The sequence below is a fragment of the Corynebacterium hiratae genome (assembly GCF_009708045.1).
GTDB classification, from domain to species: Bacteria; Actinomycetota; Actinomycetes; order Mycobacteriales; family Mycobacteriaceae; genus Corynebacterium; species Corynebacterium hiratae.
In genome coordinates this window covers 59,995-81,481 of record NZ_VIOG01000013.1, presented here as the reverse complement: position 1 = coordinate 81,481, position 21,487 = coordinate 59,995, and the positions used below count along the sequence as shown (strand labels likewise).

Here is a 21,487-nt window from a genome sequence, read left to right as displayed (position 1 = left end):
AATTAAAGGCTCTCTATGGAGAGCTGCGTATCCAGGGCTTCGTCGTCTGAAACGACGGAGCCCGTTTCAATGAGGCACTGATAGCCCGCTTGCTCGGCAGCACGCGCATACTCCGGCAACGGCAAAGCCGGACGCTCAGGAAGAATGAGCCCCAAGCGCACTGGCAGCGGGCAGGCTTCGCGGAGAGTGACGAGCTCGGAGAGGAGCGAGGTGGCATCCCCTAGCAGCTCATCCACCGCAACCCACACCTCGGCGGCACCTGACTGAACTGCCAGCCGTGCCTCCGCCGCCTTCACCAAGGAGTGGTGGCGGCCGGTGGGATAACCGGCAACAGCAATAACGTGCTCGGCGCCCTCAGCGGCAAGCACGTGGTGCGGGGAGACCAGCACTCGCTGTTGCCCCGCCGACTGGGTTCGCACCTCCTCCACGGAGGCCTCAAGCAGATTCAGCATTAGTAGGAATAATCGCCGTTGATGATGGCCTTGAGCTGCGGGCGCACGTCAAACCAATACACGCCGGTAATGATGGCGCCAATCCAGCTGACAAAGGGCAGCGGCAGGTTCATCAACAGGGCGGAGCCGAAGAGCAGGCCGACCCATACCCACTTGTTCTGGCGGTCACCGGCGCGGAAGGCATCCTCCCGCGTCATCGCCGCCAGGACTGCGCCGACGAGGGCGAAGAGGGATACCGCCATGAAAATGTACTGCGGTATCAAGGCGATAATGTTTAAAAAAGTGTGCATCAAGAAAGACTAACTAGTTCTCGTCAACTACTTCGCCGTCAATGACATCGTCATTCGGCTTCGGGGCATAGGGGTTGCGCGGGCTCTGCGGCTCCTGCGGCTGCTGGGCATGCTTGCCCTCCGCGCGCTGCTCCTTGGCGTTGTTGATAGCGCCCTGCACGCCCTCACGGGTCTCGTTGAAGGCCGTGGTGAAATCCTCACGGGCCTTTTCAAAAGATTCCGAGTTGCGGGTCTCGCGCGCCGCGGAGGACACAGACTCCCCAATATTCTTCGCCGTGGAGGTCACGCGATCAAAGAAGGATTCTTCCTTCGCGGTGCCATCACCCATGCCCGCCTCATCGGCGGCGCGGGCAATGCGATCCGCCTGCGCGCTCTGGGCCTGGTTCTGGCGCTCCTCCTTGAAACGGCCACCAAAATCCTTGGCCACATCAAAAGCAGAGGAACCGGCATTCTTGATTGAGTCAAATACGGACATGGTCGTCACTCCTTGTTAGACGCCAAAAAGCAGATGATTAACAGTGTAGATAACCAACCCAGCCAGCGCACCCACAACCGTGCCGTTGAGGCGGATGAACTGCAGGTCCTTGCCCACCATGAGCTCGATGTTCTCGGAAGCCTCCTGGGCATCCCAGCGCTTAATGGTCTCCGGAATAATCGCGATGATCTCCGGGGCGAATTTCTCCACCGCGTAGCGCGCGGCCTTGTCCACCAGCTCGTTGGCTTGGGCCAGGAACTCGGAATCCTCCAACAGGCGGTGCGCCAATTCCTTCACCTTGGCGGTGATCTTCTGGCGCAGGAAGGACTCTGGGTCGGTGAGCTGTTCAATGAGCGTGGAGGAGACCGTCGCCCACATCGCCGCCGGCGCCTTCTGCGCCTGATCGGAGGCCAGCATCTCCTGCTTGATGCCTTCGATGCGCCCGCGCATGTCCTCATCCCACTGCAGGTCCGAAGCCAGCTTGGACAGGTTGCGGCGAATGGCCAGGCGGGCTTCGTGGTTGCCGTTGCGGCGGACCTCATCGGCGAATTCCACGAGCTCGGCGTAGACCTTCTCCCCCACCATCTCGCGGGCAAAGCGTGGCGCCCAGCCAGGCATGCGCTCATCAATGGCGGTGACCACCGTGGATTCCATGCCAAGGATTTTGCCGTGCGCCCACTCAATGAGGTCATCCTCCAGCGGCCGCGCCTTGCCTTCGGCGATATAGCCCTCCAGCAGACGGCCCAGCGGCGGGCCCCACTCCGGCTCTGCCAGACGGTCCATGACCTGGGTGCGGATGAACTGCTCCGCCTCCGCTGGGTCTAGGTCTGCGACCACGCTGGCTGCGCGCTCACCAATCCACGCGGAGACCTCCTCCGCCCGCCCAGGCTCCACACCCTGGCGCGCCAGCCACAGCGGTATCTCTGCCTCCCGCACCTTGGCGCTGAGCGCATCCGCGGTAAGGAAGTTCTCCTCCACGAAGTCCTTGAGCGCATCACCCACGCGGTCCTTGTTGTTGGGGATGAGCGCGGTGTGCGGGATGGGCAGCCCCATCGGCCGACGAAACAGGGCGGTCACGGCGAACCAGTCCGCCAGTCCACCGACCATGCCTGCCTCCGCCGCCGCGCGCACGTAGCCCACCCAGACGGGAGCCCCGCTTACCGACGCCTGCCACCACGAGCACCCCAAAAAGATCACCGCCGCACCAATCAGGAAGGACAGCGCAATCGCCTTCCAGCGGCGCAGGTCCGCCCGGCGGGCCTCCTGGTTTCCTGGCTGCGGCACAAACGACGTCTGCGACGCCGACGTTTCCCGAGCCTGCTCAAGCCCTGCGTCTGCGCGGTGCGTCATGGGTTGGTTCTCCTTGGGTCTGCGTAATGATGGGGAATAGTGAATCCATCAATCAACATTAGTGGGCGTACCGGACACATTCGATTGCCACCAACACTAAGATCGACTCCTAGCTTTATGAACGCCAGCCTGCCGAGGGCCCGTTTGTGGTTCCGTAGATGAACCGTCCGGCATCCAACGCCTGCTGATCAAAGAAACCGAACCTAGCCGCCAGCACGCCTTTCGCCTTCTGGTGGTTACGGGAAGTGGCGGTCATGAACACCACACCCGCCATCAACTCGGCGAGCTTCTCCGGTGTCACCCAGTTGGATGATTCCTCGGTGTGGTCGTTGTCGATGTCCATCACGACACAGTCCGAGGAAATGAAGCTCGCAGACGAGCGCCGGTCGTTGGTGTAGGTGGCGGCGACGTGATCCAACCTGGCCACCTGCTCCAGCCCGGCTTGGTCGGTGATCTGGTGGTGGTTCGGGATGTCCATCTGGTGAGCCCAGTCGATCTCGGCGCGCTGAATCGCTTTCAGGGCCCGGTAGCAAGTCGGGTCAGGGTATCCTTCGACGTTCTTCTTCGGTATTCCGATATCAAGAAGCGCAGTGGTGGTCATCTGGAGTCCTCGCCTTCACGCTCGACCACCGGCAGCAGGCCACGGATGTTCTTCAACAGGTCATAGATGAACAGGCGGCCTTTCTGCGTCCAGTACATGTGGGTGCAGGTCTTGCCCTCGTCGTACTCGTACGTCTTGGACTGGGTGTAACCCTTCTCAGCAAACTTGGCGTAGAGGAACCAACGCCCGGACTGGTGAAACTGCACCTGCTCCCCGCGCAGAATCTGGTTGAGCTTCTTCGCCGACAGGCCGTAGTCCTTGGCGATCTCGGTGGTGGTGATCAGCGACGGCGACGCCAGCACCACGTCGTAATAGGACACCTTCGCTGGTAAACCTGACCTGCTGGATGCCACCAGCCCTTTCAAGGGGGTAGTGATTAATGACCCCCTGCAATGACGCGCCAGGGCATCTTTCGTGTTGGCGTAGCCGAGGGGGGTCGCCACGTCCCGGCCGCAGAACAGGACCTGTCCGCCCGAGGTGATGGTTCGGATCGTACCGATGGCTCCATGTCCCGTGCTCTTGCCTCGGCGTCATCAACCAGGTAACCTCGTAGTCAACATGACCGGTTCCGCTTCCCGCCTCAATGGGAGTCCAGGGCCGGTCTTCGTTTTTGTATCAAACAGGGGTGCGCGTGGAGCAGGTGAAGCAGTTCAAGACCTACGGTGAACAGGTCGAATTGCTTCGTCAGCGTGGGATGCGAGTGGATGATCCCCAGCATGCTGAGACGCTGCTGGCTCAATTGAACTACTACCGCTTGTCCGGATACTGGTACCCGATGCGCCGTTTCTCCCAAGACGACGGCACTGCCCGAGATGAATTCGTTGAGGGAGCATCGTTTGACCTAGTGGTAGCCCTCTATGGGTTTGACGAACAATTGCGCCACAGCGTGTTCATCGAGCTTGATCGCGTGGAGTTGGCTATTCGAACCAAGCTCGGTCACGAGCTGGGTCGCCTTGACCCGCTGATCTATTTGGATCCCCAGCGTTTGAGCGCCCGGGCACGGCAGCGAAACAAAGACGGGCGTAGCGTGCACGAGGTGTGGCTGAGAAAGTACCAGTCGGCATTGAAAGCGTCGAAGGAGGACTTCGTCGCCCACCACAAATCCAAATATGGCGGGACTCTACCCATCTGGGCGGCTGTCGAAATCATGGATTGGGGGATGCTGTCGTACCTGTACGGCATGTCGCCCAATATCGTGCGCAAACGGATTGCCGAGCCCTGCGGCCTAACTGGTCCTCAGCTTGAATCTTGGCTGAAATCCTTGAATATTCTGCGTAATTACGCAGCTCATCATGCAAGGATGTTCAACCGTGTTTACGACATCAAACCGAAACTGAACAATGACGTCAGGCTGGCTCCGGTAGCTGAAGGAATGAATCGCGTGTTCGGGCAGCTCTCCCTTATCCAATACTTGCAGCGCCAACTGGAATTGTCTCCAGCCGACCGGCTACCGAAGCTGTTCCACACCTACCCGCACAATCCCATCGTGCCGTTTTCTCGCACAGGAGCACCTGACAGCTGGGGCGAGTTGCCTCTCTGGCGCGTCTAATCTTTGCGGTAGTAGTCGCATTCGTACCCGTCTGCGTCGAGTGTCATGGCGTGGACGAGGAGGTCACGAGCGACTGCTTGGACGATGTACTCGACGAGTTTCTCGCCGTAGTTCTTCAGCCGCCCCCACTTGCATCCGGTTGTGACACCGCTGTAGGACTCACTTCCAGCACTCCCATGTTCGGGCTAGACGCAGCCTGCGCGGAATCGGCAAGCAAATAGCGAAAGCCAAACGCGCTGTTGACGGCGATATCGCAATCAAGCGCAACCGCTATATCGATCTTTCCGCCCCAAACAAGAAGGTCAACTACGCTCTTGCCGCCAAACACCGAGCCCTAGCCGGAATTAAAGGCTATGAGAACGACCTGACTACTCTTCCTGCTAGTGAGGTTATCGGGCATTATCGCAGGCTATTCAGCATTGAAAAGTCGTTTCGGATGTCGAAATCAGACCTGAAAGCACGCCCAATCGACGCCAGGAAACAAGACTCGATCACAGCACATCTCCATATTGTGATGGCAGCATTAGCCGTGGCCCACCTGATGGAGACCCGCAGTGGTCAATCCATCAAACGCCTCGTGAGAACACTCAAGAAATACCGCAGCTTTCAACTCGTCGTTGGCGGCGAAACCATCCACGCCGCCGTACCACTACCCCCGGAAATCCAAACCCTCGTCAACACCATCACCGCCCCAACCCTTCGGCACTAATTTGAGCCAAGTCAGGTTAGTGTTCGCGTCGCTCCCTGCGGCGCCATTCACGCGTATGGCACCGTAGGGGCGTCGTCAAGCGCCCGCTCCCCCTTTTCTCCCGCCCGGCACGCGCCCCACAAACACCAACAACCCCACCTCCTCACATGGTCTCCCATGTGTGTTTGGAGGTGGGGGTTGTGGTGGTGTCAGTACAGAAACTTAGGCGTTCAACGGCCTAGGAGGTGCCTAGTTGATGCGGCCGGTTTCCTTGCGGTACTGGCGGTAGTAGCGGCGGCCATACTTGACGGAGACGATAGCCAGGATGGCTACGACGACGCTGGCGATGGCGCCCACAATCAGGTTGATCTGGTAGTCAGCACCGGCGGTGCCCTGCGGGTACAGCTTGGTGCCGAAGCCCCAGATCAGGATGCCCAGCGCCGGCAGGATCGAGAGAACCAAGCCCATGCCCACCCAGGTGGAGGTGCGCAGCAAAGAAGAGTGCGGTGCACTGTAAGAAACGGGGTCATATCCCTCGATGTAGGAGTCCTGAATCTTACCGGAGAACTCCGGGTAGGTCTCGCTGTGGTGATCAGCAACTGCCGGGTTGAGGTCGCTCATGGCTGATAACTTTCTCTCGTTCCTGTTAATCCTGTGAATGACTATAGCTTAGTCGTCCTTGCCGCGGAAAGCAGCACGTGCACGTTCGCGGGTAACCGCGGAAACCGCGGTCAGCGGCACACCAGCCGGGCAGACGTCGGCACACTCGCCGTAGAGCGAGCAGTGGCCGAAGTTCTGCTCCAGATCGTCCACCATGTTGCGTGCGCGGCGGCCACGCTCTTCCTTGCCCAGCGGCATGAGGGAGAGGTGAACCAGCTTGGCGCCGGTGAACAGGTGAGCAGCACCGTTCGGGCAGGATGCCACGCAGGCACCGCAGCCGATGCAGGCGGCGTGATCCAGGGCGTACTCGGAGGTCTCGTGGTTGACGTGCAGGGTGTCAGCGTCCGGAGCGGTACCCGCATCCATGGACACGTAGCCGCCCTGCTCCATGACGTGGTCCAGCTTGGCGCGGTCCACGATCATGTCCTTGATGACCGGGTAGGCAGCGGAGCGGAAAGGCTCCAGCTTGATGGTGTCGCCATCCTTGAACTGGAAGAGGCGCTGCTGGCAGGCCGGGGTGTTCTGACCCGGGCCATGCGGGCGACCGTTGACCAGGAGGCCACAGGTACCACAGATGCCCTCACGGCAGTCGGAAGCGAATGCGAACGGCTCGGTGCCGGCCTCAATGAGGCCGTCGTTGACGTGGTCGAGCAGCTCCAGAATGGACATCTGCTCGGCGGCGTCGTCAACCTGCACGGTTTCGAACTTGCCTTCTTGCGTCGGTCCGGCTTGACGCCAGATCTCAAGTGTCAGTTTCATTACTTGTAGTTCCTTGTCATCAGCGGGATCGAATCAAAGTACAGCGGCTCAGCGTGGCGGATGAACTCGCCCTCAGCAGCGCCCGGCTCCCATGCGGAAACGAAGCACCAGTTCTCGTCATCACGCTCGGCCTCGCCGTCCTCGGAGAGGTGGTCCTCGCGGAAGTGAGCACCACAGGACTCGTCGCGGTCAAGGGCGTCGATACACATGAGCTCACCCAGGTCGATGTAGTCAGCAACGCGCAGACCGTACTCGAGAACCTGGTTCATGTCGTTGGCGTCACCAGTGATGCGGACGTTAGCCCAGAAGTCCTTGCGCAGTGCGCGGACCTTCTCGATGGCAACCTTGAGGTCCTCGACGTTACGGGACACACCACAGCCCCAGTAGAGGATGTCACCCAGCTGGCGGTGGTAGTACGCCGGGCCGTGCGGATCCTCGCCCTGGATGGACATGAGGCGGTCGATGCGAGCCTGTGCGCGAGCAACGGCGTCGTTAGCCTCGGCGGAATCCTCAGCCAGCTTGGCCTCACCTAGGTGGTGAGCCAGGTAGTTCGGGATAGTGAACGGCAGGGTGAACCAGCCATCAACGGAAGCGGACAGCAGGGAGTTAGCACCCAGACGGTTCGCACCGTGGTAGGTCCAGGAGCACTCACCGGCGGCGAAGAGGCCGTCGATGGTAGTCATCTCGTTGAAGTCCGTCCACAGGCCACCCATGGTGAAGTGGCAGGTCGGAGCGATACGCATCGGGGTCTCATAAGCGGACTCACCGATAGCCTCTTCGTACATTTCGATGAGGTTGGAGTAACGCTCGCGGATCTTGTCCTTGCCCAGACGCTCGATGGCGTCGCGGAAGTCCAGGTACACGGAGTTGTGCAGCGGACCAACGCCCAGACCCTTGTTGATCTGCTGGGAAATGGCACGGGAAGCCACGTCACGCGGGACGAGGTTACCGAAGGCCGGGTAGCGGCGCTCCAGGAAGTAGTCGCGCTCCTCTTCCGGAATCTCGTTGGCAGGACGGTCATCGCCCTCCTTGATCGGAGACCAGATGCGGCCGTCGTTACGCAGCGACTCAGACATGAGGATGGTCTTGGACTGCCACTCGGAGTTGACCGGCAGGCCAGTCGGGTGGAACTGGATGAATGCCGGGGAAGCCAGGTAAGCACCAGCCTCGTACGCACGCATCATGGCGCCAGCGTTGGAGTTCTTAGCCAGCGTGGACATGTGGTAGACGTTGCCGTAACCACCGGTACCGAGGATGACTGCGTGGCCGGTGAAGGCCTTGAGCTCGCCGGTGATGAGGTTACGGGTCACAATGCCGCCGGCACGCTTGGTGCCGTTGTCGTTGTAGGTGATGACGTCCTGCATATCGTGGTGAGCGAAGAGCTCCACGTTGCCCAGGCCAATCTGGCGGTACAGCGCAGACGTGGTGGACAGCTGCAGCTGCTGGCCTGTTTGACCACGGGTGTAGTAGGTACGGGAGACCTGCACGCCACCAAAGGAACGGGTAGCCAGGGTGCCGCCGTACTCGCGAGCGAACGGAGCTCCGATGGCGTTCATGTGGTCGATGACGCGGATGGACTCATAAGCCAGGCGCCAGCAGTCGGACTCGCGGCAGCGGTAGTCGCCGCCCTTGACGGTGTCCTTGGTGTGGCGGTAGGCGGAGTCGTTATCCACCTTCTTGTGGCGGGAAGAGTTCACACCACCCTGCGCAGCAATGGAGTGCGCGCGACGCGGGGAATCGTGGTAGGTGAAGACCTTCACCTTGTAGCCCAACTCACCGAGGGCAGCCGCAGCGGAACCAGCAGCCAGGCCGGTACCGACGACGATGATTTCGAACTTGCGGCGGTTCAGCGGGGAGACCAGCTCCATGTGGTCCTTCTGGTAGCTCCACATGTCCTTCATCGGGACGCCGTGCGGCTCGTGGGACTCCAGGATGCGGCCCGGCTTGACACCCGGGACGATGGACTGCGGGTGCGAGAAGTTCGGGTGCTCGCGCTTGAGTTCAGTATTCGCGTTAGTCATGGGTTCAAAACTCCTTTAGCTGACCCAGCCCAGGGCGACGGACAACGGCATAACGATGTTTGCCAGGCACACGACGGCCGGGACGATGTACGCCAGGATGACAAAGACCTCGCGCCACTTAGCACCGGTGATACCCAAGTCGGAAGCCGCGAGGCGGATGCCGTGGGTCAGGTGCAGGAAGAGGCAGAGCATGGCGACGATGTAAATGATGGTCACCGGCCAGCGGGAGAAGGTAGCGATCATGTTGGCCTTCACGGCACCATGAGCGAAAGCCTCCGGAGCAATCGGCTGAACACCCATCGTCAGGTCCAAGATGTGGAAGACGATGAACAGGAGCAGCACGACGCCGGTCACCAGCATGGTCTTCGTTGCGAAGGAATCCATGCCGCCCATCAGGTTGGTGCGCTTGAACTTACCGCGGGACGCCTTGGAGCGAGCGGTCAGCGCAAAGGCACCGTAAATGTGGGCGATGACGCACGCCAGCAAGACGATGCGGATGATCCACAGAAGGTGCCCGCTCGGAATCAGCGGATCACCCATGCTGCGCAGGAATGCGCCGTAGGCATCGATGGCTTCCTCGCCGTTGTGGGCCGGCAGGTAGAGCTTCAAGTTGCCGGCCATGTGTCCTACAACGAACAGCGCGAAGAACAGACCGGTAATTGCCATCGTCAGTTTCAAAGCCCAGGACGGAATTCCTGGCTTAGGACGAATCGTTTCATTAGTAATGCGGCCGTGAGCAAGGGCTTCACGGTCAGGATTTTTTACAGACATGACACCTCCATTGTCGCCCTTACCTTACGCAGGACTGCGCGCTGACCACTACTTATCCCTTTGCTTTTAACGCCCCCTCCCCCACCTACAGGCCCCTGACAGAAATGAGTTAAGGAAAGGGTTACCTTAAGTGTCCCCCGACTTATGCCGGTCTACCTTGATCACTTCGCTTTACGCAATATTAACCTTGCGAAAACAATTCGCGGTTGAGACTTTTGTCACAGGGTGTGACTCGAGTGACGACCCTACCCCTTTAGGTGTCAAACTTTCGCTTGGTATACATGCCTCGCCACCCCTTCACGCCCCGCTAACACCCCCACTTCGCAGCGGAGTTAAAATGCTTCACACATTCCTTGCAAAACTATTGTTATGACCGAAAGGCACTAGGTAACCTAGCTCACATGAGCAAGACATACGTAGGTTCGCGCCTGCGCCAGCTGCGCCGCGAACGTGATCTCAGCCAAGCCTCCCTCGCCGCTACGCTGGGGCTTTCCGCTAGTTACGTTAATCAGATTGAACATGACGTACGCCCCCTCACCGTTCCGGTCTTGCTTAGGATTACTGAAGCATTTGGTGTGGATGCCACTTTCTTTTCCCGTGACGATGACTCGCGGCTACTCGCCGAGATTCAAGATGTCGTCCAGGACCAAGAAATCTGCCCCTCCCCCGTGGAATTACAGGAATTGTCCGAACTGGTTTACAACCACCCCACCGTTGCGCGCACGCTCGTCGACATTCACCGCCGCTACCGCAATATCCGCGACAAGCTTTCCCTCGCCACCGATACCCGCCGCTCCGACGGCAACCAGGCGCTGTCCATGCCGCACGATGAGGTTCGGGATTTCTTCTACGCCCGCCAGAATTATCTCGATGAGTTAGATCAGCATGCAGAGGCGATCTCCGCGGAGCTCGATGTCGTCCCCTTCCACATCCGCGACATCGAACAGGCTCTGGACGACAGACTCACCACCCAGCACGGCGTGGAGATCCTCACCACCGATCGCATGGATGGCACGCTGCACCGCTTCGACAAGGACAGCGGGACCCTTCGCCTTGCCAGCCGGCTGAGCGTCGGCCAGCGCGCCTTCCGCATGGCGGCCGAGCTTGGCTTCCTCGAAGCGGGCGCGCTTTTCGACGAGCTCGTGGAGGAGGAACCGTTTACTTCAGAGGCCTCCATCAACTTGGCCAAGCGGGGTATCGCCAATTATTACGCTGCGGCCACGCTCCTCCCGTATGGCCTCATCCATAGCGAAGCCGAACAGTCGGGGTACGACGTGGAATACCTCTGCAATGTCTTCGGAGTGGGCTACGAGACGATTGCCTCCCGCCTCTCCACGCTGCAGCGCCCCAACAAGCGCGGCATCCCCTTTACCTTCGTGCGCGTTGACCGCGCCGGCAACATGTCCAAACGCCAATCCGCCACCGGCGTGCACTTCTCCAACTCCGGCGGCACCTGCCCCCTATGGAATGTGTACGAGTCCTTCTCACGCCCCAACACCATTTCCCGCCAGTTGGCGCAGATGCCAGATGGGCGCAATTACCTATGGATCTCACGAACGGTGAGCTACCCACAAGGCCGTTTTGGGGATACGAACAAGCTCTTTTCCATCGGTCTGGGCTGCGAGGCACGCCATGCTAATCGCACCGTGTACGCCCAGGGGCTAGACCTCAATGCCCTTTCCGCCGCCACTCCCATTGGCGCCGGCTGCCGCACCTGCCCGCGCCAGAATTGCTCCCAGCGGGCATTTCCCGCCATTAACGAACAGCTTGTCGTCGACGCCCACCGCTCTGCAGTGGCACCCTATTAACTAAAGCTAGTTAACGGCGTAATCGCGCAGGTTTTAAATCATCCATCTTTACGCCGTTAACGCAGATGAATCTTAAAAGCTGGGGAGCACTCTCCATCGAGCGAAAGCCTCCGAAGAAAGATGCTGAAGCAAGAAAGGGGCCTACTTAGTGCGATGAGCTGGAATTATGACCCAAACCCTCGGCGCTATACATTGTCCCACAAGCCCCACCCCATGGTTTTCATTGCCAAATCTGATGGATTTTCCCGACTCGGTTGTTCTATCATGGTCAGCGACCGATAATCACCAACCGAAAGGATTATTATTATGTCCAGCTTTGGCGAGAACTTCCTTGGCCAGATCCAGAAGCTCGTGCTGACGATCGTCAACGCACCGTTCGCACTGTCTTCCAACCTCTTCGGCTAAGGCCAGTCGCGCTTCGGCGCTAAAACCAACACTCCCCCTCACCACCACCGATTCACGTCGATGGGATGAGGGGGAGTGTTCTTGTTTTAGCTCTTAGAGGTTAATCATGTGGCCGCCGATACCCTCGGCCGCTTCCTTCATTGCCTCGGACAGCGTCGGGTGAGTGTGAACGTTGCGTCCGATCTCCTCTGCGGTGAGATCGAAGCGCTGCGCCAGGGTCAGCTCCGGCAGCAGCTCGGACACGTTCGAGCCCACCATGTGGCCGCCAATGAGCTCACCGAACTCGCCGTCGGCGATGAGCTTGACGAAGCCCGCGGTCTCATTCAGACCCGCTGCCTTACCGTTAGCGGAGAACGGGAAGGCAGCAACCTTAATGTCACGGTCAGCGAACTTCTCACGAGCCTGCTCCTCGGTGTAGCCGAAGGAGGCCACCTGCGGGTTGCAGAAGGTGGCGCGCGGCATGTTCATGTAGTCACCCAGCAGCTGGGTCTCAGCGCCGGCGATGACCTCAGCAGCCACGACACCCTGCGCCTCAGCCACGTGAGCGAGCTGCAGCTTCGCGGTGACGTCACCAATGGCGTAAATGCCCTCAACGTTGGTGCGCATGTAGTCATCGATAGCGATGGCGCCGCGCTCGGTGAGCTCGACACCGGTGTTCTCCAGACCGTAGCCCTCGGTGCGCGGGGCGAAGCCGATGGAGACCATGCAGCGATCCACGGTCAGCGTATCGGTCTTGGAGCCGTCCTTGGACTCGACCTCAACGGTGACATTGTCACCGTTATCCGTGATGGCGGTGGTCTTGTAACCAGTCAGGAGCTTCACACCAAGCTTCTTGTATTCCTTGGCGATAGCCTTGGATACATCCTTGTCCTCGTTCGGAAGGACGCGGTCCATGAACTCCACGATGGTCACGTCTACGCCATAGTTGGCCAGAACGTACGCAAACTCCATACCGATGGCGCCTGCGCCAACGATGACCATGGAATTCGGGGCCTCATCGCTGAGGATCTGCTCCTCGAAGGACACGATGTTGCCGCCGATTTCCACGCCCGGAAGGGAACGGACGACGGAGCCGGTGGCGATAATGCAGTTGTCAAAGGTAACGGTCTTACCTTTGTCATCGCCCTCGGTAATCTCGATGGTCTTGGCGTCCTTGAAGGAGCCGAGGCCATTGATCTCCGTAATCTTGTTCTTCTTCATCAGGTAGTGCACGCCCTTGACGATGCCCTCCGAGACCTTGCGGGAGCGCTTGTGCGCAACACCGAAGTCGAAGGAAACATCGCCGGAAATACCAAAGGCCTTCGCCTCATGGTTGAAGGTGTGTGCAACCTCAGCGTTCTTAAGAAGAGCCTTGGACGGGATGCAGCCCACGTTGAGGCAGACACCGCCCCAGTACTGCTTCTCAATAACGGCAACCTTCTTGCCCAGCTGGCAGCGCGGATGGCGGACACGTAGCCGCCGGGGCCCGCGCCGAGTACTACAACGTCAAAATGTTCATTAGTCACGCCCTATAGGATACGTAACTTTGCGCCCGCTGTCCCACCACCCCCATGCTGTGCTCTCGTATCAGTCCATAGCATTCCTGATACGCAAGCCACAGTGCACTGATGCGTAGAGGGCACACAACGCACAAAATAACCCCCAACCACCCGAGGGGCGATTAGGGGGAGAGAAACGTGGGGCCGCACGCCCCGCAGCTGTTTAGTAAAGACCCCAATCCAGGGCGATCTTGGAGGAAGTAGAGGAGCCGGAGTGAGCGAACTGGCCCAGCACCTGGTTGATGGAAACGAGGATGGTGTCAAAGAGGTTCATTCTTCTTCTTTCTGTTGGTCTTCTAGCAGCCTTCACGGCCTCGTGCGATGTCACTATGCGGCACTGCCACCTTCTGCCTTGCAGGACGGCCGCCGCAGTAACGGTCTCCGCATCTGGTTCGACTAACGAATAGGCCGGGCATTGCGTTACATAGCCCACGTTAACGCACGGAAAGATTATGACACGGTTTCCACTTCAATACCACCATTAACTTTAATATCTTGGTATGTTTAAACACGTTACCCTTATCTTGGGGTGCTGAAATTCCCATCTACCAGCACTATTGCCCATCTCATGGGTGGCGTGTCCGGAGCATCTTTTACACTTGCCCCTACATTTCCGCTCATCACTTAGAAAGCGAGATTCTATGAAGATTGCGCGCTCTCTCACGACGCTTGCGGCAGCCACTGCCCTAGCACTTGGCGCCGTAGCATCCCCTACCGCGGGCGCATCCGAGGTCACCCCGGAACAAATCCGCGGTGATGCCACACCGTCCACCATTTCCGAGCTCGACATCTACGGGGAGATTGAAAAGTACCTGCCCAAGGACTCCGCCGGAAACCCGTCGCCCTCCCGCCAAGAATATGAAGACGCCATTGGTAAGAACGTCACTTTTAAGGACGTTGACGTCAATGAGATCCCGGACAGCAAGCAGTGGATGGGCTACGTCCTGAAATACCCGGACTACCGTCAGAGCGTCAAGGCCCTCAATGCCACCGCACCAGCGATGGACCGCACCGTCCCTCTTGCAGTAATTACCCCAGACGGCACCTTTGATTCTTCCCGCCCCACCCTTTATCTACTCAACGGTGCTGGCGGTGCCGAGCAGGGCATGGACTGGCTGATAGCCACCACGCGCGAAGACTTGGATCCCAACAAGGAGGGCACCCAAGAACTCGATGACTACTACGGTGACCGAAACGTCAACGTCGTCATCCCGCAGGCAGGCGCATTCTCCTACTACACCGACTGGGTTACCAGCCCGGACCGCAGCTACCTCAAGGGCCCGCAGAAGTGGGAGACCTTCCTCACCAAGGAGCTACCGGGACCGCTGGAGAAGCACATCAACGCCAACGGCAAGCGCGGCATCGCAGGCATGTCCATGTCTGCTACCTCATCGCTCGTCTTGGCCCAGCACAACCCCAACTTCTATGACGCTATCGGGTCCTTCTCTGGCTGTGCGGCCACCTCGACTCCACTGCCGAACTTCTACACGCAGCTGACCGTGAATCGTGGCGGTGGAAGCACCGAGCAGATGTGGGGACCGATGGGCGGTGACTACAACCGCTACAACGATGGACTCATCAACGCCACAAAGAACAACATGGGTAATTCCCAGGTCTACGTCTCCGCTAACTCGGGGTTTGCCGGAATGAACGATCTGGGTTCGTCCAGGATTGAAAAGCAAGGCCTGGCCGGAGCCTTGAAGTCCTCCTCAACTCTGGTGGTGGAAGGCGGCGTCATCGAGGCAGCGATGAATGCGTGTACCCACGACCTGCAGGCAAAACTGCAGCGCGAAGGTGTCAAAGCGGATTTCAACCTGCGCAATACCGGTACCCACTCCTGGCCGGGCTGGTTCGATGACATCAACTCCTCCTGGCCCACCTTCGCTCGTGCCTTTGGTCTGCCGGTGGAGCCGGTCTCCACGCGGGCGTCGGAAAGCGCGGTGAACGCGGACGCTAACGCCAAAGCTGAGGATGCCGATAAGCAGAATATGGAAGAGGCCGAGGCTGATCCCCAGACTCCCGCTGACTCCCGGCCCGTAGACCCAGAGGCCATCGAACAGTAAGCTCAACTCGCACTACTGATTGTTGAATAAGGAATGTAATGAAGCGTCTTAGCTCTCTCCTCGCCGCCGGCGCGCTTAGCGCTGCCGCGCTCATCAGCCCCGTTGCGGGTGCCGCCACTGTCACCCCGCAGCAGGTTGCGGGTGACACGCCGCTGTCCACCATCTCGGACCTGAACGTCACCCCGGAGGTGCAGAGCCAGAAGTGGTACGAGCACTTCAAAGATGACGCCCGCGTTCTCAAGCTGGAGGCTACATCTCCGGCCATGAATGGCCGCGCGATTCCGCTGGCTGTTATCCCTGCTAAAAACCCGGACCGCCCGACCGTGTACCTGCTCAACGGCGCCGGTTCCGCGGAGCAGGACTCCGATTGGCTGTACATGTCCGATGCCGTGGACTTCTACGCGGACAAGGACGTCAACGTTGTCGTTCCGCAGGCAGGTGCTTTCTCCTACTACACCGACTGGCTGGAGGAGCCCAACGGTAAGTACCTCAAGGGCCCACAGAAGTGGGAGACCTTCCTGACCAAAGAGCTGCCTGGCCCTCTGGAGTCTCGCCTGAACGCAAGCAACAAGCGCGCCATTGCCGGCATGTCCATGTCCGCAACGTCTTCCCTGCTGCTGGCGCAGCACAACCAGGGCTTCTATGACGCGGTTGGCTCCTTCGCCGGCTGCGCCGCAACCGCCTACCCCACGGAGTACCAGTTCCTGCGCCTCACCGTGAACCGCGGCGGCGGAGAACCGGAACAGATGTGGGGCCCGATGGGCGGTGACTACAACCGCTACAACGATGCCCTGATGAACTCCGAGAAACTGCGCGGCACCAAGCTGTACATTTCCTCCGCATCGGGCTTCGCGGGTGAGCAGGATACCCCGTCCTACTACATGAACAAGGGCTACAGCCCGCTGGCCGCCTACGCGGGTTCGGCACAGCTGCAGGTTGAGGGCGGCATCATCGAGGCCGCGGTCAACCACTGCACCCACATGCTCAAGGCCAAGCTGGATAAGCAGAACATTCCAGCCACCTACAACTTCCGCAACGTGGGCACGCACTCCTGGCCGGGCTGGCGCGAGGACCTCGTAAAGTCCTGGCCCACCTTTGAGGAAGCTTTCAACTCCTAAAAAGTGAGCGGAGCGTGTCGCCCCACGGTCTGGCGCGGCGTGCTCGCTCCCCTGGCTTCGGATAACCCGGACAGGGCGGTAGGATAGCGGCATTATGAAGCTGCTTTCTACCGCCCTTTCGCATATCTCCGCCGCTCGCGACCGCGCTGCACTTACTCGGGATAGCTACACGAGGGTGGATTTCAACCTCGGCTTCGAGGTCACCCACTATGACTTGGACCTGACCTACCGCGTGGAACCCAACATGCTGCAGGGCGAAGCCATCCTCCACATTCGCGCGCTGGAGGACTTTGACAAACTCACGCTTGACCTCGGCGGCGCCATGGTGGCTCGCCGCATCACGGCGAAACACGCACCCCGCGTGGCCAAGTTTCGCCTGTCCGCCGGCAAACTGCGGCTGACCTTTGCCGACACCATCGTGGAGGGCCAAGAGTTTGAGCTGCACATTCGCTATGGCGGCTCGCCGCGACCGCTGCGCACTCCGTGGGGTGAAATCGGCTGGGAGGAAACAGATTCCGGCTCCCTGGTGGCCAGCCAACCCAACGGTGCACCTAGCTGGTTCCCCTGCGACGACACCCCGTCGGAAAAGGCCACCTACGATATTCGCATCACCGCTGACGATCCTTTCGTGGTGATTTCCAACGGCAAGCTGGTCTCCCGCCGCAGCGCAGGCGGTTCCATGACGCGCTGGCACTACCGCGTCAAGCACCCCATGGCCACGTACCTCGCCACGGTGCAGATCGGCGAATACTCAGAGATTGATCTGGGCCGAGACGTCCGCGCTTGGGCGCCGGCTCGCCTCAAGCAGGTAGTCCTCGAAGAGTTCGCCCAACAGCAGGAAATGCTCGACTTCTATTCCTCTCTCTTCGGCCACTACCCTTTCCCCGACTACCAAGTGGTCATCACCGATGACGAGCTGGAGATCCCGCTGGAGGCCCAAGGCCTGTCCATTTTCGGATCCAACCACGTCAAGGGCGACCACCTCTTTGAGCGACTCATCGCCCACGAGCTGTCCCACCAGTGGTTCGGCAACTCCGTGGGCCTTAGTGAGTGGAAGGATATCTGGCTCAACGAAGGTTTTGCCTGCTACTGCGAGTGGCTGTGGTTCGAGCACGCGCATGGCCGCCCAGTGCATGAATCGGCGCGTTCGCACTATCAGGTGCTCGCACGCAAGAAGCAGGACATCGTGCTCGGTGATCCGGGCACGCGCGACATGTTCGATGACCGCGTCTACAAGCGCGGCGCGCTGACTGTTCACGCACTTCGCCGCCTCGTGGGCGATGAGGTCTTCTTCCGCACGGTCCGGGATTACCTCACCGCATCCCAGCACTCCGTGGTCACCCCGGAGGATCTCATCAGCCGTGTGAAGAAGGAAGCGACAGATCCTTCTGCGGTCGATGCTTTGTTGGACGAGTGGCTCAACCACACCGCGCTGCCCAAGTTCCCGGTCTAGACTTGTTCACCATGCGCAGGATGCTCGTTACCGGCGGTGCCGGCTTTATTGGTGCAAACTTCGTGAGACTCGTAGCCCAGCAACGGCCCGACGTAGACATCACCGTCTTGGACAAGCTCACCTACGCGGGCAACCGCGCCAACCTTGACGGCGTGGACGCTACCTTGGTGGTGGGGGACGTGGCGGATGAGGGGGTCGTCGACAAGCTCGTGGCTCAGGCCGATACCGTGGTGCACTTCGCCGCGGAATCCCACAATGATAATTCGCTGCGGGATCCTTCTCCCTTCCTCCACACCAACGTCATGGGAACCTTCGTGTTGTTGGAAGCCTGCCGCCGCCACGATGTGCGCTTCCACCACGTTTCCACAGATGAGGTGTTTGGTGACTTGGAGATTGGCGCCGATACCTACTTCACGGAGGAGACTCCCTATAACCCGTCGTCGCCCTATTCGGCCACGAAGGCCGGCTCCGATCACCTAGTGCGCGCGTGGGTGCGCAGCTTTGGGCTGCGGGCAACCATTTCGAATTGCTCCAATAATTACGGCCCCTACCAGCACATTGAGAAGTTCATTCCGCGGCAAATCACCAACCTGCTTCTGGGCCAGCCCGCCAAGCTTTATGGCACGGGCGAGCAGGTGCGGGATTGGATTCACGTGGATGATCACAACGAGGCGGTGCTTGCCATCCTGGACCGCGGGCGCATCGGTGAGACTTATAACATCGGTGCCGACCAGGAGGATACGAATAACCGCCAGGTCATCGAGATGATTTGTGAGCTGATGGGTGCTACTGACGGCGACCGAGCGAACTACATCCACGTGGCGGACCGCCCGGGCCATGATCAGCGCTACGCCATGGATGCCAGCAAACTGCGCCGCGAGCTGGGCTGGAGCCCGCGCTACACGGATCTGCGCGAGGGCCTCGCCGCCACCATTGAGTGGTACCGCGCCCACGAGGACTGGTGGCGCCCAGGCAAGGAAGAAGTCGAAGCCAACTACGCAAAGCAAGGACAGTAAATTTCCATGAAGGTGCAGTCAACGGCCATTGAGGGCCTGCTCATTGTGGAGCTCGACGTCCACGGGGATAACCGCGGCTGGTTCAAGGAGAACTGGCAGCGTGAGAAGATGGTGGCGGCAGGTTTGCCGGACTTCCAACCGGTGCAAAACAACGTTTCCTTCAATGCGGAGAAGGGGGTTACGCGCGGACTGCACGCGGAGCCCTGGGACAAGCTCGTCTCCGTGGCTTCCGGCCGGGCCTTCGGTGCGTGGTGCGATCTGCGCGAGGGCTCTGCCACCTTTGGCCAGTTGGTGACACACGAGCTGCGCGAAGACGTGGCGGTCTTCGTGCCGCGGGGCGTGGCCAACGGCTTCCAGGCGCTGGAAGCCTGCGCCTATTCCTACCTGGTCAATGACCACTGGTCCCCGGACGCGGAATACACCTGCGTCAACCTGGGCATGGTGGACTGGCCGCTGGAGCCGACGGAAATCTCCGACAAAGACAAGGCACACCCCGCGCTTGCCGACGTCTCCCCCATGCCCCCTCGCCGCATCCTGGTCACCGGCGCCAACGGGCAGCTGGGCCGCGCTTTAAAGAAATTCCTGCCCACCGCTGGTCTGGGCGCGGTGGAGTTCTGTGGGCACGAGGATTTCGATATCACCAACCCGCCTGCCCGCCCGTGGAAGCAGTATTCCGCCATCATCAACTGCGCGGCTTATAACGATGTCAACGGTGCGGAGGACGATCGCGCCGCGGCCTGGGCTGTCAACGCTTCCGCCCCGGCGAAGCTCGCGCGCATTGCGGCGGAGAATAACCTGACCTTGGTGCACGTCTCCAGTGATTACATCTTCGATGGCTCTAACGAGGTCCACTCCGAGGATGAAATGCCTTCCCCGCTGTCGGCCTATGGGGCATCGAAAGCCGCGGGCGATACCGCCGCCCAGACCGCCCCGCGCCACTATGTCATCCGTACCTCGTGGGTCTTCGGCGATGGAGCCAACTTCATGGCCACGATGCGCTCGCTGGCGGCTAAGGGGGTCAAGCCCTCCGTCATCCATGATCAGCGCGGGCGCCCCACCTTCGCCGAGGACCTGGCCAAGGGCATCATCCATTTGCTCAAGACCGAAGCCGAGTACGGCGTGTACAACATCTCCAACTCCGGTGATGCGGTGGGTCGCGATGAAATCGCCATGGCCGTCTTCACCGGCGTGGGCCAAGACCCCGCCGGTGTCACGCCGGTCAGCACCGAGCAGTACCGCGAGATCGCCGGGCCTGAAGCTCCCCGCCCGAAGGAGTCCACCTTCGACCTGTCCAAGATTGAAGCCACCGGCTTTAAGCCGATGAATTGGCGGGCCGCTTTAGCGCTTTACCTGGGCCTTTACCCGGCATAACGCTTAACATAACACTTAGCTTCCCAGGTGTTATGTTGAGTGGGAAGTTAAGTGTTATGTTCGCCAGCCCGCGCCGCCGCACCCCGGCGCGGGACCCCTCCGTTAAGCTTGAAGCCCATGAAGGGCATCATTCTCGCAGGCGGTTCTGGGACCCGCCTCTACCCCATCACCAAGGGCATCTCGAAGCAGCTCATGCCCATCTATGACAAGCCGATGGTCTACTATCCCCTGACCACCCTGATCCAGGCCGGTATCCGCGAGATCCTCATCATCACCACCCCAGAAGACCAGGCCGCCTTCCAACGCCTGCTTGGCGACGGCTCCCAACTAGGCCTCATGCTGCACTATGCGGTCCAACCCCGGCCCGAAGGTTTGGCGCAGGCCTTCCTCATCGCGGAAGACTTCATCGCTGATGATGACGTGGCCCTCGTCTTGGGTGACAACATCTTTGACGGCCACGGCTTCTCCACGGCGCTGAATGAGTGCAGCCACCCGGGCGGCGGCATCATCTTTGCCTACGAGGTTTCCGATCCGCAGCGCTATGGCGTTGTCGAGTTTGATGAGTCTGGCCAGGCCCTGTCCATCGAGGAAAAGCCCGCCGCGCCTAAATCCAACCACGCAGTGGTGGGCTTGTATTTCTATGACAACTCCGTGGTAGAGATTGCCAAGTCGATCACTCCCAGTGCACGCGGGGAGTTAGAAATCACTGCCGTCAACGAGGAATACCTGCGCCGCGGGCAGCTGCGCGTCAAACGCATGCAGCGCGGTGACGTCTGGTTGGATACCGGCACGGTGGACTCCATGAGTGAGGCCTCAGCCTACGTGGAGGTGATGCAGAAGCGCACCGGCACCGTCATCGGCTCGCCGGAGGTTGCCGCCTTCGAGGAGGGCTTCATCGATGCCGCCGCACTCACTGAGCTGGCCGAGCCCCTCCTGAAGTCCGGCTATGGCCGCTATCTCCTGGCCGCTGCCCAAGAGAGTTGAGCTCGAGGTACATATCGATCAAATAAGGACCGAAAATCCACGGGATCTGGGACCTAATTTGATCGATCGGTACTTGCTTAAGCCTCTCCGCCCAGTTTCAGGACGTGCTTAAGCC

The 21,487-nt window shown here is 60.0% G+C and carries 18 protein-coding genes and 2 pseudogenes; 9 read left to right on the top strand and 11 right to left on the bottom strand.

Going from position 1 to position 21,487, the window contains the following annotated elements; translation table 11 throughout:
* Window positions 1–2 precede the first annotated feature (2 nt).
* The 6 genes from FME68_RS10975 to FME68_RS10950 form a co-directional block, all read right to left on the bottom strand.
* Window positions 3–452 carry a deoxyribose-phosphate aldolase gene (locus FME68_RS10975; protein WP_070510557.1) on the bottom strand — a complete coding sequence of 150 codons (450 nt, stop codon included), beginning with the start codon at window positions 450–452 and terminating at the stop codon, window positions 3–5.
* Complete coding sequence (locus tag FME68_RS10970; RefSeq protein WP_158397564.1) at window positions 452–742, bottom strand: DUF2516 family protein; 291 nt, start codon at window positions 740–742, stop codon at window positions 452–454. The genes FME68_RS10975 and FME68_RS10970 overlap by 1 nt, the downstream gene beginning before the upstream one ends.
* A gap of 13 nt (window positions 743–755) precedes the next feature.
* A complete protein-coding gene (locus FME68_RS10965) occupies window positions 756–1,217 on the bottom strand; it encodes a CGLAU_01105 family protein (protein ID WP_158397563.1) in 462 nt (153 codons plus the stop codon).
* 15 nt (window positions 1,218–1,232) lie between these two features.
* Window positions 1,233–2,567, bottom strand: a complete 1,335-nt coding sequence (locus tag FME68_RS10960) for a DUF445 domain-containing protein (RefSeq protein ID WP_158397562.1) — start codon at window positions 2,565–2,567, stop codon at window positions 1,233–1,235.
* 115 nt (window positions 2,568–2,682) lie between these two features.
* Window positions 2,683–3,168: a hypothetical protein gene (locus tag FME68_RS10955; protein ID WP_070510555.1), complete on the bottom strand. Its 486-nt coding sequence runs from the start codon at window positions 3,166–3,168 to the stop codon at window positions 2,683–2,685.
* Window positions 3,165–3,488: a phage antirepressor KilAC domain-containing protein gene (locus tag FME68_RS10950; RefSeq protein WP_305138001.1), complete on the bottom strand. Its 324-nt coding sequence runs from the start codon at window positions 3,486–3,488 to the stop codon at window positions 3,165–3,167. Before FME68_RS10950 ends, FME68_RS10955 begins: the two co-directional genes overlap by 4 nt.
* A 311-nt stretch (window positions 3,489–3,799) precedes the next feature.
* On the opposite strand from FME68_RS10950, the gene FME68_RS10945 reads away from it, so the two are divergent.
* A complete protein-coding gene (locus FME68_RS10945) occupies window positions 3,800–4,717 on the top strand; it encodes an Abi family protein (RefSeq protein WP_046647841.1) in 918 nt (305 codons plus the stop codon).
* A gap of 157 nt (window positions 4,718–4,874) precedes the next feature.
* Window positions 4,875–5,426, top strand: a pseudogene (locus FME68_RS13520) (IS1634 family transposase); the annotation flags it as partial.
* Between the two features lie 228 nt (window positions 5,427–5,654).
* Here the strand turns inward: FME68_RS13520 and FME68_RS10930 are convergent.
* Genes FME68_RS10930 through FME68_RS10915 form a run of 4 tightly spaced genes read right to left on the bottom strand, consistent with a single transcriptional unit; the run spans window position 5,655 to window position 9,616 of the window.
* Complete coding sequence (locus FME68_RS10930; RefSeq protein ID WP_049157597.1) at window positions 5,655–6,026, bottom strand: membrane protein; 372 nt, start codon at window positions 6,024–6,026, stop codon at window positions 5,655–5,657.
* Window positions 6,027–6,074: 48 nt separating this feature from the next.
* Complete coding sequence (locus FME68_RS10925; RefSeq protein WP_046647843.1) at window positions 6,075–6,824, bottom strand: succinate dehydrogenase/fumarate reductase iron-sulfur subunit; 750 nt, start codon at window positions 6,822–6,824, stop codon at window positions 6,075–6,077.
* Window positions 6,824–8,845 (bottom strand): fumarate reductase/succinate dehydrogenase flavoprotein subunit, encoded by a 2,022-nt coding sequence (locus FME68_RS10920; RefSeq protein ID WP_102234667.1) that lies wholly within the window; start codon window positions 8,843–8,845, stop codon window positions 6,824–6,826. Before FME68_RS10920 ends, FME68_RS10925 begins: the two co-directional genes overlap by 1 nt.
* Window positions 8,846–8,860: 15 nt before the next feature.
* Window positions 8,861–9,616 (bottom strand): succinate dehydrogenase cytochrome b subunit, encoded by a 756-nt coding sequence (locus FME68_RS10915; protein ID WP_070546714.1) that lies wholly within the window; start codon window positions 9,614–9,616, stop codon window positions 8,861–8,863.
* Window positions 9,617–10,017: 401 nt separating this feature from the next.
* Here FME68_RS10915 and ramB point away from each other — a divergent pair, with 401 nt between their 5' ends.
* Window positions 10,018–11,424, top strand: a complete 1,407-nt coding sequence (gene ramB, locus FME68_RS10910; protein WP_070754233.1) for an acetate metabolism transcriptional regulator RamB — start codon at window positions 10,018–10,020, stop codon at window positions 11,422–11,424.
* Between the two features lie 498 nt (window positions 11,425–11,922).
* Here the strand turns inward: ramB and lpdA are convergent.
* Window positions 11,923–13,334, bottom strand: a pseudogene (gene lpdA, locus FME68_RS10905) (dihydrolipoyl dehydrogenase).
* A 674-nt stretch (window positions 13,335–14,008) separates the two neighbouring features.
* On the opposite strand from lpdA, the gene FME68_RS10900 reads away from it, so the two are divergent.
* From FME68_RS10900 to rfbA, 6 genes are all read left to right on the top strand, one after another.
* Complete coding sequence (locus FME68_RS10900; RefSeq protein WP_158397559.1) at window positions 14,009–15,430, top strand: alpha/beta hydrolase; 1,422 nt, start codon at window positions 14,009–14,011, stop codon at window positions 15,428–15,430.
* A 38-nt stretch (window positions 15,431–15,468) separates the two neighbouring features.
* Window positions 15,469–16,548 (top strand): alpha/beta hydrolase, encoded by a 1,080-nt coding sequence (locus tag FME68_RS10895; protein WP_158397558.1) that lies wholly within the window; start codon window positions 15,469–15,471, stop codon window positions 16,546–16,548.
* A gap of 94 nt (window positions 16,549–16,642) precedes the next feature.
* Window positions 16,643–18,001, top strand: coding sequence for a M1 family metallopeptidase (locus FME68_RS10890; protein ID WP_158397557.1), 1,359 nt, complete (start codon window positions 16,643–16,645; stop codon window positions 17,999–18,001).
* Between the two features lie 20 nt (window positions 18,002–18,021).
* Window positions 18,022–19,017, top strand: coding sequence for a dTDP-glucose 4,6-dehydratase (gene rfbB / locus FME68_RS10885; RefSeq protein WP_195914111.1), 996 nt, complete (start codon window positions 18,022–18,024; stop codon window positions 19,015–19,017).
* A gap of 6 nt (window positions 19,018–19,023) precedes the next feature.
* Window positions 19,024–20,388 carry a sugar nucleotide-binding protein gene (locus FME68_RS10880; RefSeq protein WP_158397555.1) on the top strand — a complete coding sequence of 455 codons (1,365 nt, stop codon included), beginning with the start codon at window positions 19,024–19,026 and terminating at the stop codon, window positions 20,386–20,388.
* A 117-nt stretch (window positions 20,389–20,505) separates the two neighbouring features.
* Window positions 20,506–21,372 carry a glucose-1-phosphate thymidylyltransferase RfbA gene (gene rfbA, locus FME68_RS10875; RefSeq protein WP_158397554.1) on the top strand — a complete coding sequence of 289 codons (867 nt, stop codon included), beginning with the start codon at window positions 20,506–20,508 and terminating at the stop codon, window positions 21,370–21,372.
* Window positions 21,373–21,487: the final 115 nt, after the last annotated feature.

Coding starts and splice junctions, on each gene's coding strand:
- FME68_RS10975 (WP_070510557.1), bottom strand. CDS start 452: ATGCTGAATCTGCTTGAGGCCTCCGTGGAGGAGGTGCGAACCCAGTCG.
- FME68_RS10970 (WP_158397564.1), bottom strand. CDS start 742: ATGCACACTTTTTTAAACATTATCGCCTTGATACCGCAGTACATTTTC.
- FME68_RS10965 (WP_158397563.1), bottom strand. CDS start 1,217: ATGTCCGTATTTGACTCAATCAAGAATGCCGGTTCCTCTGCTTTTGAT.
- FME68_RS10960 (WP_158397562.1), bottom strand. CDS start 2,567: ATGACGCACCGCGCAGACGCAGGGCTTGAGCAGGCTCGGGAAACGTCG.
- FME68_RS10955 (WP_070510555.1), bottom strand. CDS start 3,168: ATGACCACCACTGCGCTTCTTGATATCGGAATACCGAAGAAGAACGTC.
- FME68_RS10930 (WP_049157597.1), bottom strand. CDS start 6,026: ATGAGCGACCTCAACCCGGCAGTTGCTGATCACCACAGCGAGACCTAC.
- FME68_RS10925 (WP_046647843.1), bottom strand. CDS start 6,824: ATGAAACTGACACTTGAGATCTGGCGTCAAGCCGGACCGACGCAAGAA.
- FME68_RS10920 (WP_102234667.1), bottom strand. CDS start 8,845: ATGACTAACGCGAATACTGAACTCAAGCGCGAGCACCCGAACTTCTCG.
- FME68_RS10915 (WP_070546714.1), bottom strand. CDS start 9,616: ATGTCTGTAAAAAATCCTGACCGTGAAGCCCTTGCTCACGGCCGCATT.
- ramB (WP_070754233.1), top strand. CDS start 10,018: ATGAGCAAGACATACGTAGGTTCGCGCCTGCGCCAGCTGCGCCGCGAA.
- FME68_RS10900 (WP_158397559.1), top strand. CDS start 14,009: ATGAAGATTGCGCGCTCTCTCACGACGCTTGCGGCAGCCACTGCCCTA.
- FME68_RS10895 (WP_158397558.1), top strand. CDS start 15,469: ATGAAGCGTCTTAGCTCTCTCCTCGCCGCCGGCGCGCTTAGCGCTGCC.
- FME68_RS10890 (WP_158397557.1), top strand. CDS start 16,643: ATGAAGCTGCTTTCTACCGCCCTTTCGCATATCTCCGCCGCTCGCGAC.
- rfbB (WP_195914111.1), top strand. CDS start 18,022: ATGCTCGTTACCGGCGGTGCCGGCTTTATTGGTGCAAACTTCGTGAGA.
- FME68_RS10880 (WP_158397555.1), top strand. CDS start 19,024: ATGAAGGTGCAGTCAACGGCCATTGAGGGCCTGCTCATTGTGGAGCTC.
- rfbA (WP_158397554.1), top strand. CDS start 20,506: ATGAAGGGCATCATTCTCGCAGGCGGTTCTGGGACCCGCCTCTACCCC.